Raw genomic sequence first — 12,899 nt, 5'->3', positions numbered from 1 at the left:
CCGGTGGTGCGAGGGGGCCTCCCACCGCACCACCGGTCGTTCGGCCCTCAGAAGTAGTACCGCGACACCGACTCCGCCACGCAGACCGGCTTGTCGGCGCCCTCGCGCTCCACCACCACGGCCGCCGTGACCTGCACCCCGCCGCCCGCCTCGGCGACCTCCTGGAGTGTGGCGGTGGCCCGCAGACGCGAGCCCACCGGGACCGGTCCGGGGAAACGCACCTTGTTGGTGCCGTAGTTGACACCCATCTTCACGTTGTCGACCTTCAGCACCTGCGGCACGAACAGCGGCAGCAGGGACAGGGTCAGATAGCCGTGGGCGATGGTCGTGCCGAAGGGCCCGGCCGCCGCCTTCTCCGGGTCCACATGGATCCACTGGTGGTCACCGGTGGCCTCGGCGAAGAGATCGATCCGCTTCTGGTCCACCTCCAGCCAGTCGCTGTACCCCAGCTGCTCGCCCACCGCCGCCTTCAGCTCCTCGGCGGACGTGAAGATCCTCGGCTCTGCCATGTCCCGGCCTCCCTGAACCCAGATGTCTGACCCATATACCTAAGCAACTGCTTAGCATGGTCGGCCGAGAGGTCCCTGTCAACGGACCGCGCCCCCCTCGGGTGTGGGTAGTCTCGGAGGGGTGCCCCAGATCCCTGAGAAGATCCACGAGTTGACCGTCGGCCAGCTGTCGGCCCGTAGCGGTGCCGCCGTCTCCGCGCTGCACTTCTACGAGTCCAAGGGGCTGATCAGCAGCCGCCGCACCACGGGCAACCAACGCCGCTACAGCCGGGACACCCTGCGGCGCGTCGCGTTCGTACGGGCCGCGCAGCGCGTCGGCATCCCGCTCGCCACGATCCGCGAGGCCCTCGCCGAGCTGCCCGAGGAGCGGACGCCGACCCGTGAGGACTGGGCCCACCTCTCCGAGGTCTGGCGCTCCGAACTGGACGAGCGGATCAAGCAGCTCAACCGGCTGCGCGACCACCTCACCGACTGCATCGGCTGCGGCTGCCTCTCCCTCGCCACCTGTGTGCTCTCCAACCCCGACGACGCCTTCGGCGAACGGCAGAGCGGCTCCCGCCTCCTGGTCGAGCGCCGGAGGCCGGCCGTACAGGAGAAGGGGCGGTAGGAGAGGGAGCGGTAGCAGAGCGGGAGCGGCAGGAGAGGAACGGCAGGAGAGGGGACGGCAGGAGAAGGAGCCCGGGAGCTGCCGTGAGCGGCTCCCGGGCTCCCGGGCCTCACTCGTACTCCGTGCCGCCCTTGCGGGTCAGATACGCCGGGCTGACCGCCTTGGCCACCGCGCGTCCACCGGTCACCGGGCTGTACCGCTCGGTGGCCGGCCGGATCACTACCCCCTCACGCAGATGCAGATCGCGGCCGGAGACCGTCTCCCGGCCGGTGGCCACCTCCAGCACCCGGTCGACGGCGTACGGGCCCTCGTACAGCCGGGGTACCAGCGGCAGTTCGCCGTCGAGCAGTTCGGTCAGCTCGGCCTGGTCCAGCCAGCGGACCCGGCCGTCGATCTCGGCGGAGACGTCGAACACGGCGTACCCGAGCGTCTCGCTCCGGCCGTCGGCGCCGTACGTCAGGTCCTGCACCCCGGCGCCGTACACCTCGCCGAAGACACCGACCCTGCGGGCGCCGAGCCGCTCGGCGAGCCGGGCCGCGGCCTCGGTGACCCGGTGGCCGTGGACGGCCCGCCAGTACAGATTGCGCGGATCCTCCTTCAGAGCGAGGGACTTCGAGCCGAAGCCCTTCGAGGAGACCTGGACGCGGCCGTCCTCGGCGAAGTACGTCACCAGGCAGGCCGTGCCGTGCAGCTTCTCCGTCAGGACGATCCGCTCGCCGGGCGTGAAGATGTCCGGGTAGCGCTGGATGTTCTCGATGTCGACCCAGGGCAGCAGCTCCGGCGCCGACTCGATCTCGCCGCTCATGGTGGGCGGGATCGGCGGCACCCACTTGACGATGCCGAGCCGCTCCGCGAAGTCCGTGCCGTCGGTGACGGCGGCCGTCAGGTCCACGTCCGTGAGGGCCCGGGGCCGGCAGACGATGCCCTGGGACAGCTCTCCGCGCAGCCGTACGGCCTTCACCCGGTCCGCCTTGCCGCCCGCGAGCCGTCCGGTCAGCCCCAGCTCCTCGATCAGCGCGGCCGGGAGCACGGACTGCTCGGGGATGTAGACGGCGGTGTCACCGGTGCGGAACGCGCCCTTCGCCACCACGGCCCGGTACAGGCCCACCTGGGCCAGTTCGAGCGCGTCGGCGTTCGGGTGGTCGTGGATCGTCAGCACTTCGGCGGTGACGCGCAGCGTCGACATCGGGGCACTCCTCAGTTTCCGGCCAGGCTCAGGGCTGTGTCATCGCCCCCAACTGTCCTGACGGGAAAGGGGTGGAGCGACCGATTTCGCCCCTGCTAGGGTCCTGGACCCGGCCGAGGGGCGGCAGGCTGAGAAGCACGGGGCGCAGCCCCTGTTTTTCAGGGGCGCGGGGAACCGCGCGAGAAGCCCCACCGGACCCGCACCCGCCCACGCACCGCTCCCCCCACCCCCTGCCGCGAAGCGAACACCCCCGTCGAGAATGTGTCATGGACACGGAGGGGTGGCACGATCCCGCCCCCGGCAGGGAAGGGGCGCCGATGAGCGTCGTCATCTGTTCGCTGAAATGGGAGAAGGCGCACTCCGGGACGCAGCGGCTCACCTACGACTCGGACGGCTACCACCTGGTGCGCTTCCCGTACGAGAAGACCGAGGAGGCGTACGACCCCTGGAACATGCACGACCCGGCGAACGGCGGCGACACCGCCTCGGCCTTCCCCGACCCGCGCTCCGGACTGATCTGGCCCAGCCACGACGGCTGGGGCGTGCTCTCGGCGATGGTGTTCTGGGAGGCGGACCCGAAGACGCTGGAGTACCGCGCCCGCTTCGTACGGGACCCGCTGAGCCTGACGAAGAAGAAGTACGACTCGACCGCCACCACGGACAGCGCGCCGACCCGGGGTGGTCAGTACCGCACCTTCATGTGGCAGATGTTCGTGCACAAGGGCATGCCGCTCGGCCTGAAGACATCCGCGCGTGGGTCGGGGGACACCAGGCGGGCCACGACGCTCACCCTCGCCGAGTTCAAGCTCGCCATCCACACGGACGTCAAGAAACCGTAGCCGTCGCGCCGTTCCTGCACATGCGCGTTCCTGCTCACGCGCGTTCCTGCGCATGCATGTCCGCTCATACACGGGGGTGCGGCATCCCCGGCGCACCCCCGCCGTGCTACGCCGAGATCAGCAGCCGTCCGCGCCTGGACTCCGCCAGGGCCTCGGGTGTGAGCACCGGTCGCGGCACCACGATTCCGCACTCCGTGCAGACCGGGCCCGAGGACGGTTCATGGGCCAGGTCGTACATGTAGACGAGGCGCTCGCCCTCGCACACCGGGCAGCACGAGCCCGGTTCGCGCTCCAGCGCGGCGATGAGCCGGCGCAGCACCTCCGCCATCGGTTCCCGGGGATGGACCTTCGGGTCGTCGCACCAGGCGACCCCGAACCCGCCCCAGGTCAGCCGGTGCCAGTCGTCGACACTGCCCGGCCTGCGCAGCCCGTCGTACTTCTCCTTCTTGCGGCGCTGCGCGAACTGTGTCTCGTAGTCGAGCCAGACGGACCGGGCCTCTTCCAACTCCTCCAGCGCGGCCACGAGCCGCGCCGGGTCGGGGTTGCGGTCCTCGGGGCCGAACCCGGCCCGCGAGCACAAGTGGTCCCATGTCGCCCGATGCCCGTAGGGGGCGAACCTCTCAAGGCACTTGCGCAGCGAATAACGCCGCAGTGCCAGGTCGCACCTGGGATCTCGCACCTGTCTTGCCAGACTCCGGAAACCCGCCATCGCCCTGCACCTCCGTCACACCTGCACCTGTACTTCGGTCACTTCGGCGTCGTCGTCGGGACGTCGCCGAATAGACGTATCGACACGCGATTCGGCTCCATCCGATTTCCGATGACCTCCATAAGTCGTCTGCTGAGCCGTTCACGGACCGTTCCTGCCTACGTCTGCCTACGCCTGACTGCTTCGGACTTCTTCTTCTTGGGCTTACGACTACTTCTGAGTACCTGTTCACGCTGTGGGTCACCTGTCCGTCGACGGTGATCCCAAAAACGTGACGCATGTTCATCTTCAAAGCCGGGGATACCGGCGGTAACATCCGGCCCACCCCCTTCGGGAGGAGCTGCCATGCCCTGGCGCACCCCACGCACCTCACGCACCGCACCGGACAGACTGAGAACTCCCCGTAGATTCCCGGAGTTCCTCAAGGCCGCCTCCATATGCGCACTCGTTGCCGGTCTTTTGTCGCCTCTTTCCCCGGCTTCCCCGGCCGCGGCCGCCGACACCGACGCGGTGCAGGCCGCGGCGGTGACCGACTACTGCGGCGGACAGTGCTCCGACATCCTGCCGCCCGGCCAGAACGGCAACGCCACCCTCGCCCAGATCCTCCTCAACCAGGCCTTCGGCTCCATGCCGGAGAACGCGAGCAACCAGCTCGGCCCCTACAACAACCTGGCCACCGGCTACCCCGGTCTCACCAACTCCACCATCAACACCTTCTTCAACGACGCCTCCTTCGGCGTCGCCGCCGGCCAGGTCGCCTCCACCCTGAACCCGGCCGGCCGCACCGACGTCACGATCGTCCGCGACAAGAAGACCGGTGTGCCGCACATCACGGGCACCACCCGCTACGGCACCGAGTTCGGCGCGGGCTACGCCGCCGCCCAGGACCGGCTGTGGCTGATGGACGTCTTCCGGCACGTCGGCCGCGGCAAGCTCACCCCGTTCGCCGGCGGCGCCCCCTCCAACCAGGGCCTGGAGCAGGAGTTCTGGCGCCACGCCCCCTACACCGAGGCCGACCTCCAGGCCCAGATCGACAAGGCCGTCGCCTCCAACGGCGAGCGCGGCCAGCTCGCCCTCGCCGACGTCAACGCGTACGTCGCCGGGATCAACGCCTACATCGACGCCTCCGACAGCGGCCGCTACTTCCCCGGCGAGTACGTCCTGACCGGCCACAAGGACTCCGTCACCAACGCCGGCACCATCGAGAAGTTCAAGCCCACCGACCTGGTCGCCCTGGCCTCCGTCATCGGCGCCCTCTTCGGCTCCGGCGGCGGCGGCGAGGTCAACAACGCCCTGTCCCTGCTGGCCGCCCAGGAGAAGTACGGCGTCACCGAGGGCACCAAGGTCTGGGAGTCCTTCCGCGAGCGCAACGACCCCGAGGCCGCCCTCACCGTCCACGACGGCAGCTTCCCCTACGCCACCAAGCCCGCGAACCCCGAGGGCATGGCCCTCCCCGACGACGGCACGGTCGCCGAGGAACCCCTCGTGTACGACCGCACCGGCAGCGCGGCCGGCGCCGCCTCCACGAACGTCTCCTCCGAGGCCACCGACAGCGCCCTCAGCTCGGCCCGGCGCGGCATGTCCAACGCCCTCGTGGTCAGCGGCAAGCACACCGCGAGCGGCCGCCCCGTCGCCGTCTTCGGCCCGCAGACCGGCTACTTCGCCCCGCAGCTGCTGATGCTCCAGGAGATCCAGGGGCCGGGCATCAGCGCCCGCGGCGCCTCCTTCGCGGGCCTGAGCATGTACGTCGAACTCGGCCGGGGCCAGGACTACGCCTGGAGCGCCACCACCTCCGGCCAGGACATCATCGACTCGTACGCGGTCGAGCTGTGCCAGGACGACGTCCACTACCTCTACCACGGCACCTGCACGGCCATGGAGAAGATCGAGCAGACCAACGCCTGGAAGCCCACCACCGCCGACTCCACCCCGGCCGGCTCGTACCGGATGCAGGTCTGGCGCACCAAGTACGGCCCCGTCACCCACCGCGCCACGGTCGGCGGCAAGAAGGTCGCCTACACCACCCTGCGCTCCTCCTACCTGAACGAGGCCGAGTCGATCATCGGCTTCCAGATGCTGAACGACCCGGACTACGTCAAGGGCCCGGAGACCTTCCAGAAGGCCGTCCAGAACATCAACTACACCTTCAACTGGTTCTACGCCGACTCCACCCACACCGCGTACTACAACAGCGGTGACAACCCGGTGCGCGCCGCGCACGTCGACCCGGAGTTCCCGGCCTGGGCGCAGGCGGCCAACGAGTGGCGGAACTGGAACCCCGCCACCAACACCGCCGACTACACCCCGCCCTCCGCCCACCCCAACTCCGTCGACCAGGACTACTACATCTCCTGGAACAACAAGCAGGCCGCCGACTACACCACCGCCCCCTGGGGCAACGGCTCCGTGCACCGCGGCGACCTCCTCGACGACCGGGTGAAGATGCTGGTCGCCGTCGGCGGTGTCACCCGTGCCACGCTCACCAAGGCGATGGCCGAGGCGGGCCTCGCCGACCTGCGGGCCGAGGACGTCGTCCCGGACCTGCTCAGGGTCGTCAACAGCAGCGCGGTCACGGACTCCGCGGCCGCCGCGGCGGTCGCCAAGCTCCAGGCCTGGGTCACCTCCGGCTCCAAACGCACCGAGACCTCGGCCGGCTCCAAGACCTACGCCCACGCCGAGGCCATCCGCATCCTGGACGCCTGGTGGCCGCTGCTGGTGAAGGCCCAGTTCGAACCCGGCCTCGGCACCGACCTGTACACCGCCATCACCGCCAACCTGCCCATCGACGAGTCCCCGTCGGCCGCGCACGGCCCGACCGGCTCCCACGCCGGCAGCTCCTTCCAGTACGGCTGGTGGAGCTATGTCGACAAGGACATCCGCTCGGTGCTGGGCGACCCGGTGCAGGGTCCGCTCGCGAACGAGTACTGCGGCGGCGGCAGCCTCGGCGCCTGTCGCACCCTCCTGATCGACACCCTCAAGGCGGCGGCGGGCAAGACCGCCGCACAGGTCTACCCCGGCGACGCGTTCTGCTCGGCGGGCGACCAGTGGTGCGCCGACTCGATCATCCAGCAGCCCCTCGGCGGCATCAAGCACAACAAGATCAGCTGGCAGAACCGGCCGACCTACCAGCAGGTCGTGGAGTTCCCCTCGCACAGGTGAGCGCCCACGGACGCCGGTAGGTCCCGGCGCGCACGTGCCGGCGGCGGGCCGGGATCAGACGATCCGGCCCGCCGCCAGCACCACCCGGGCCAGCTCCCGGTGGCAGATGTCGCTGTGGGCGCCGGAGGGCGCGCCGCCCCGCTTCACCACCGCCGAGGCGTCGACGTTCACACAACCCGCCGTCGGCAGCTGGGCCTTGAGGGCGTCGGCCAGCTTGAACGACCGGGTGCCCCTGACCGCCTGGACACCGCTGTAGCCGAGGGCGCCCCATTTCGCGCCCAGCAGGCTGTTCACGCTCAGCCCCAGCACCGTCCGCGCGTCGCCCGCCATCCGGGAGGCCAGCGGGTAGATCGTGCCGAGCGCCGAGTCGTGCTTGGAGTGGCAGCACACCAACGGGCCGTCGATCCGCTTCTGCTGGCCGTTCAGCACTCCGCTCGCCCTGCTGTCGTGGGGCAGCCGGGCCGCGAACGCGTAGTGGGAGAAGGCGGCCTGAAGGAGCGTCACCGACTTCACCGTACGCACCCCTTCGGGCAGCCCGCGCAGCGCGAACGACACGAGCCGCGCCCCGAAGCTGTGTCCCACGAGGTGGACCCGTACCTTCGGCGCCCGCTCCGCGAGCTGCCCGAGCAGCCGCCCGAGTCCCCGCTCGCCGACCGTCCCCGCCCGCCGCTTCATCGCGAAGTACGTGGCCTGCCGCAGGAGTTCATGGGCGCCGTCCCAGGCCTGGGGAGGGGTGACGGCGGCCCCGGTCGGCACCTCGGTCGTCCCCACCTCCGCCAGCGCCGCCGCGAAGTCCGTACACACCGTCACCGCGTCCCCGCACAGCATCCCGGGCGTACCCTCCGGCACCCCCGCCGTCAGGGTGTCCGCCGTGAACGCGCCCTGCGGCCCCTGCGGCTCCACCTCCACCAGCAGCCGTACGAGCCGCCCGAACTCCTCCAACGCGGGTCCGTCGTCCGGCCGTTGCTCCAGCAGCCGGGCCAACTGCTCGACGACGACGGCTCGTCCGGGGAAGACCTCCAGGAGGCCGTGCCGGGTGTTCTTGTCCAGGGCGAGACGGCTCGGCGCCACGGCCGGGACCGGCTTGAAGTCCGGGATCGGCTCGTCCGAGAACCGCATCGAGGGCCACAGCACACCCACGTACCCCAGCCTCGCCTGCGGTGCCAGCGCCGGGAACGGGGCGAAGAAGCGGCTGTAGAGCCCGGTCGCCCCGGACCGGTCGCTGTTCCAGCCGTGCGCGAACACGACCAGATCCGCCACCCCGCGCTTGCCGACCCCGCCGAGCAGCCGGTCCCGCTGACCGCCGTCCACGTCCCCGTCCGCGTCGAAGGTCAGTTCCCAGTAGGGAGTCACGCTCATTCCCGGATCCGCCATGACGAGCCCCCTTCGGCCCCCGTTGGTGGTGCGCTCAGGCGCATGGTCCTGCCAACGGCGAAAGATGGCCATACGTCACGTACGGGCCAGTCCGGGCCCCGGGCCGCCGACGACCGGCTACCGGTACAGCAGATACTCCTCGCGCACCCTGCGGAACGCCGCCAGTTCCTCCTGCCAGCCCGCCACGACCTCGTCCGTGTCCGCCCCCGCGTCGATCATCGTCCGTACCCGGGCCGAACCGGTCAGCCTGTCGATCCAGTGGTCGGCACGCCAGGCGAAGCCGCTCCACACCCGCTTCGCGGTCACCAGCAGCCCGATGCCGGTACGCACCGGGTCGAACGCCACCCGGTCGTGGACATGGAGCTGTACGCCCCCGATGGTCTTCCCCTGGAACTTGGAGAACGTCGGCGCGAAGTACGCCTCCCTGAACCGCACACCGGGCAGCCCGAGTTCGTTCGCCGCCGCCGCCCACCGCCGGTCGACACCCTCCGCTCCCAGCAGTTCGAACGGCCGAGTGGTGCCCCGCCCCTCCGACAGGTTCGTCCCCTCGAAGAGACACGTCCCCGCGTACACGAGCGCGGTGTCCGGCGTCGGCATGTTGGGGCTCGGCGGCACCCAGGGCAGCCCCGAGGAGTCGTAGAACCGCGACCGCCTCCACCCCGACATCAGCACGGTCCGCAGCGGTACGGGCGTGGTGAGGAACTCCCCGTTGAACAGCCGCGCCAGCTCCGCCACCGTCATCCCGTGCGCCTGCGCGACGGGCTGCCGCCCGACGAAGGTCGCGAACTCCTTGTGCAGGACCGGCCCCTGGGCGCCGCGTCCGGTCACCGGGTTGGGCCGGTCCAGTACGACGAAGCCCTTCCCGGCCAGCTGGGCCGCCTCCATGCAGTCGTACAGCGTCCAGATGTACGTGTAGAAGCGGGCGCCCACGTCCTGGATGTCGAAGACGACGGTGTCCACGCCTGAGGCGGTGAAGATGTCCGCGAGGGGCCGGCCGCTCTTCTGGTACGTGTCGTACACGGGCAGCCCGGTCGCCGGGTCGTCGTGCCGGCCCTCCGAGCCGCCGGCCTGGGCGGTGCCGCGAAAGCCGTGCTCCGGGCCGAAGACGGCCCTCAGGTCCACCCGGTCGTCCGCGTGCATCACGTCGACGATGTGCCGGGCGTCGCGGGTGACGCCGGTCGGGTTGGTGACGATGCCGACCTTCTGGCCGCCGAGGAGCTTGTAGCCGTCCCCGGCCAGGCGCTCGAAGCCGGTGCGGAGCCCTGGGCGGGCTGCCTCGGCGGGGGGTGCGGTGGTGAGGCCGGCGGTGGCCGCCGTCGAGGCGGTGGCTGCCGTGGAGGCGGCGAGGAAGGTGCGGCGGGAGAGGTGCATGGGGGTGACCTCCGTCATCGCGGGGAGCGGTGCTATGTGCAAGCTAAGCGCTTCCGCAGGTGGTTTGTAGTCTGCGGGTCGCGTGTGGCTGGTCGCGCAGTTCCCCGCGCCCCTTTGGGGCGGGGTGGCGGCACCCTTTCTCTGGGACATACCGACCGGTTAGTCTGAGCCTCTTGGTGGTCGTTGTCGTTGTGTCGCGTCGTGAGGAGACCGATCGTGGGAGCCGTGCAGGGTGCGGGTGTGGTCGTGACCGGGGCCGGTGGGGGGATCGGGGCCGCGTTGGCGCGGCGGTTCGCTGCGGCGGGCGCCCGGGTCGTCGTGAACGACCTCGACGCCGACCGGGCGAAGGCCGTGGCCGACGAGATCGGCGGGATCGCGGTGTCCGGGGACGCCTCGGCGATCGTCCCGGCGGCACGCGACGCGCTCGGTGGCACCGTGGACGTGTACTGCGCGAACGCCGGGCTGGCCTCCGGCGGGACCGAGGCGGCCGACGAGAAGGTGTGGGCGCTCGCCTGGGACGTCAATGTGATGGCGCACGTCCGGGCGGCCCACGCACTGCTCCCGGCGTGGCTGGAGCGCGGCAGCGGGCGTTTCGTGTCGACCGTCTCGGCGGCCGGGCTGCTGACGATGATCGGCGCCGCGCCCTACAGCGTCACCAAGCACGGGGCGTACGCCTTCGCCGAGTGGCTGTCCCTCACCTACCGGCACCGGGGCGTCAAGGTGCACGCGATCTGCCCGCAGGGCGTGCGCACCGACATGCTGACCGCCTCCGGCAGCGCGGGCGACCTGGTGCTCGCGCCGACCGCGATCGAGCCCGAGGACGTGGCCGACGCGCTCTTCGAGGGCATCGAGAAGGACCGCTTCCTGATCCTGCCGCACCCCGAGGTGGCCGGGTACTACCAGGCCAGGGCCGCCGACCCGGACCGCTGGCTGACGAACATGAACCACATCCAGCAGAAGTGGGAGTCGGCCGGCTGACCGCCCTGCCCGGCGGACGAATGCCGGGGAGTGGGATGATCCTCCGGCGGGAGCGCCCGATTCCGCCCGATCGGGAACCGATCGGCGGCCGGCGGGCGACCAGAAGGCGACAACAGAACCTCGGAAGGCAGGTGGCGGCAGTGCCCAGGACCACGGACGGAGACGGTACGCCCGTCCCGCAGCGGCTGCTGGCCGCCGCCACCCGGCTCTTCGCCGAGCGGGGCTACGACCGCACCTCCGTGCAGGAGATCGTCGAGGCGGCCGGTGTCACCAAGGGCGCGCTGTACCACTACTTCGGTTCCAAGGACGATCTGCTGCACGAGGTGTACGCGCGCGTGCTGCGGATCCAGCAGGAGCGGCTGGACGCGTTCGCGGGGGCCGACGCGCCGGTGGAGGAGCGGCTGCGGGGGGCCGCCGCGGATGTCGTCGTGACCACGATCGACAACCTCGACGACGCGATGATCTTCTTCCGGTCCATGCACCACTTGAGCCCCGAGAAGAACAAGCAGGTCCGCGCGGAGCGCCGCCGGTATCACGAGCGCTTCCGGGCGCTCGTGGAGGAGGGGCAGGAGACGGGCGTCTTCTCCAGGGCCACCCCCGCGGACCTCGTCGTCGACTACCACTTCGGCTCGGTCCACCACCTGTCGACGTGGTACCGCCCCGACGGCCCCATGAGCCCCCAGGAGGTCGCGGACCACCTGGCCGACCTGCTGCTGCGAGCGCTGCGGCCGTAGGGCTCCGCCGAACGGGGGTGCGTTGTCGGGTGCGGGTCCGGTGGGGCTTCTCGCGCAGTTCCCCGCGCCCCTGAAAAGCAGGGGCTGCGCCCCGTGCTTTTCGGCCCGAAAGGGCCGTAGGCCCTTAAGGGGCGCGGGGAACTGCGCGAGCAACCACGACGCACCCGCACCCGCCGAAGATCCCGCGCCCCCGAATCAATAGGCGCCCAACCTCACACGTACCGCTTCAACTCCCGCCGAGCCAACGACCGCTGATGCACCTCATCAGGCCCGTCCGCGATCATCAGCGTCCGCGCCCCCGCATACAGCTCCGCCAGCGGGAAGTCCTGACTCACACCCCCCGCCCCGTGCAACTGGATCGCCCGGTCGATGATGTCCACGACCGTCCGAGGCGTCGCGATCTTGATCGCCTGGATCTCGGAGTGGGCGCCCTTGTTGCCGACCGTGTCCATCATCCAGGCCGTCTTCAGCACCAGCAGCCGCAGCTGCTCGACGGCCACCCGCGCGTCGGCGATCCAGTTGTGGACGACCCCCTGCTGGGCCAGCGACTTGCCGAAGGCCTCCCGGGTCACCGCCCGTCGGCACATCAGCTCGATCGCCCGCTCGGCCATGCCGATGAGCCGCATGCAGTGGTGGATCCGGCCGGGCCCGAGCCGCGCCTGCGCGATGGCGAAGCCGCCGCCCTCCTCGCCGATCAGGTTCGCCGCCGGCACCCGCGCACCCTCGAAGATCACCTCGGCGTGCCCGCCGTGGTAGTGGTCCTCGTACCCGAACACCCGCATCGCCCGCTTCACCGTGACACCGGGAGTGTCACGCGGGACCAGGATCATGGACTGCTGGCGGCGGACGTCGGCCCCGCCCGGATCCGTCTTGCCCATCACGATGAAGATCTGGCAGTCCGGGTTCATGGCCCCGGAGATGTACCACTTGCGCCCGGTGATGACGTAGTCGTCGCCGTCCCGCTCGATGAGCGTGGTGATGTTGGTGGCGTCCGAGGAGGCCACCTCCGGCTCGGTCATCGCGAACGCCGACCGGATCTCACCGGCCAGCAGCGGCTGCAGCCACTGCTTCTTCTGCGCCTCGTCGCCGAACTGGGTCAGCACCTCCATGTTCCCCGTGTCGGGCGCGGCGCAGTTCAGCGCGGTCGGCGCCAGCTGCGGGGACCGTCCGGTGATCTCGGCGAGCGGCGCGTACTGGAGGTTGGTGAGCCCGGCGCCGTACTCGGAGTCGGGCAGGAAGAGGTTCCACAGGCCCTGCCTGCGGGCCTCGGCCTTCAGCTCCTCCACCACGGCGGGCGTGTCCCACGGCGAGGCCAGCTCCGCCCGCTGCTCCTCGGCGACGGCCTCGGCCGGGTAGACGTGCGCGTCCATGAAGGCGAGGAGCTTGCCGCGCAGCTCCTCCGTACGGGCGTCGAATGCGAAGTCCATGGGTGA

At 70.6% G+C, this 12,899-nt stretch carries 11 protein-coding genes; 5 read left to right on the top strand and 6 right to left on the bottom strand.

Annotated features, from left to right (window positions below; genetic code table 11):
* Positions 1-47: 47 nt before the first annotated feature.
* Positions 48-509, bottom strand: a complete 462-nt coding sequence (locus tag J8M51_RS13530; RefSeq protein ID WP_086763493.1) for a MaoC family dehydratase — start codon at positions 507-509, stop codon at positions 48-50.
* Between the two features lie 121 nt (positions 510-630).
* On the opposite strand from J8M51_RS13530, the gene soxR reads away from it, so the two are divergent.
* Positions 631-1,116 (top strand): redox-sensitive transcriptional activator SoxR, encoded by a 486-nt coding sequence (gene soxR, locus J8M51_RS13525; protein ID WP_086763491.1) that lies wholly within the window; start codon positions 631-633, stop codon positions 1,114-1,116.
* A gap of 109 nt (positions 1,117-1,225) precedes the next feature.
* Here soxR and J8M51_RS13520 read toward each other — a convergent pair whose 3' ends face one another.
* On the bottom strand, positions 1,226-2,302 hold the full coding sequence (locus tag J8M51_RS13520) for an RNA ligase (ATP) (RefSeq protein WP_216590321.1): 1,077 nt from the start codon (positions 2,300-2,302) through the stop codon (positions 1,226-1,228).
* 317 nt (positions 2,303-2,619) lie between these two features.
* On the opposite strand from J8M51_RS13520, the gene J8M51_RS13515 reads away from it, so the two are divergent.
* Entirely contained in the window at positions 2,620-3,141 is a 522-nt protein-coding gene (locus J8M51_RS13515; protein ID WP_086762420.1) for a hypothetical protein, read from the top strand.
* A gap of 106 nt (positions 3,142-3,247) precedes the next feature.
* On the opposite strand, the gene J8M51_RS13510 is transcribed toward J8M51_RS13515, so the two are convergent.
* Positions 3,248-3,850: a hypothetical protein gene (locus J8M51_RS13510; protein WP_086762422.1), complete on the bottom strand. Its 603-nt coding sequence runs from the start codon at positions 3,848-3,850 to the stop codon at positions 3,248-3,250.
* A gap of 345 nt (positions 3,851-4,195) precedes the next feature.
* On the opposite strand from J8M51_RS13510, the gene J8M51_RS13505 reads away from it, so the two are divergent.
* Positions 4,196-7,009 (top strand): penicillin acylase family protein, encoded by a 2,814-nt coding sequence (locus J8M51_RS13505; protein WP_086762424.1) that lies wholly within the window; start codon positions 4,196-4,198, stop codon positions 7,007-7,009.
* Between the two features lie 54 nt (positions 7,010-7,063).
* Here J8M51_RS13505 and J8M51_RS13500 read toward each other — a convergent pair whose 3' ends face one another.
* Positions 7,064-8,383 (bottom strand): serine-threonine protein kinase, encoded by a 1,320-nt coding sequence (locus J8M51_RS13500; RefSeq protein WP_086762426.1) that lies wholly within the window; start codon positions 8,381-8,383, stop codon positions 7,064-7,066.
* A 117-nt stretch (positions 8,384-8,500) separates the two neighbouring features.
* Positions 8,501-9,754, bottom strand: a complete 1,254-nt coding sequence (locus J8M51_RS13495) for an exo-beta-N-acetylmuramidase NamZ family protein (RefSeq protein ID WP_086762442.1) — start codon at positions 9,752-9,754, stop codon at positions 8,501-8,503.
* A gap of 213 nt (positions 9,755-9,967) precedes the next feature.
* On the opposite strand from J8M51_RS13495, the gene J8M51_RS13490 reads away from it, so the two are divergent.
* Together J8M51_RS13490 and J8M51_RS13485 are read left to right on the top strand one after the other, a co-directional pair.
* Positions 9,968-10,732, top strand: a complete 765-nt coding sequence (locus tag J8M51_RS13490; RefSeq protein WP_086762444.1) for an SDR family oxidoreductase — start codon at positions 9,968-9,970, stop codon at positions 10,730-10,732.
* A gap of 140 nt (positions 10,733-10,872) precedes the next feature.
* Positions 10,873-11,466, top strand: coding sequence for a TetR/AcrR family transcriptional regulator (locus J8M51_RS13485; protein ID WP_086762428.1), 594 nt, complete (start codon positions 10,873-10,875; stop codon positions 11,464-11,466).
* A 212-nt stretch (positions 11,467-11,678) separates the two neighbouring features.
* Here J8M51_RS13485 and J8M51_RS13480 read toward each other — a convergent pair whose 3' ends face one another.
* The gene (locus tag J8M51_RS13480; protein ID WP_086762430.1) at positions 11,679-12,893 is read right to left on the bottom strand and encodes an acyl-CoA dehydrogenase family protein; all 1,215 of its coding nucleotides are present in this window, start codon (positions 12,891-12,893) and stop codon (positions 11,679-11,681) included.
* Positions 12,894-12,899 lie beyond the last annotated feature (6 nt).

The organism is Streptomyces griseiscabiei (assembly GCF_020010925.1).
Taxonomy (GTDB): domain Bacteria; phylum Actinomycetota; class Actinomycetes; order Streptomycetales; family Streptomycetaceae; genus Streptomyces; species Streptomyces griseiscabiei.
Note: the sequence above shows the minus strand (reverse complement) of the source record. Positions and strands in the feature narration are given on the sequence as shown.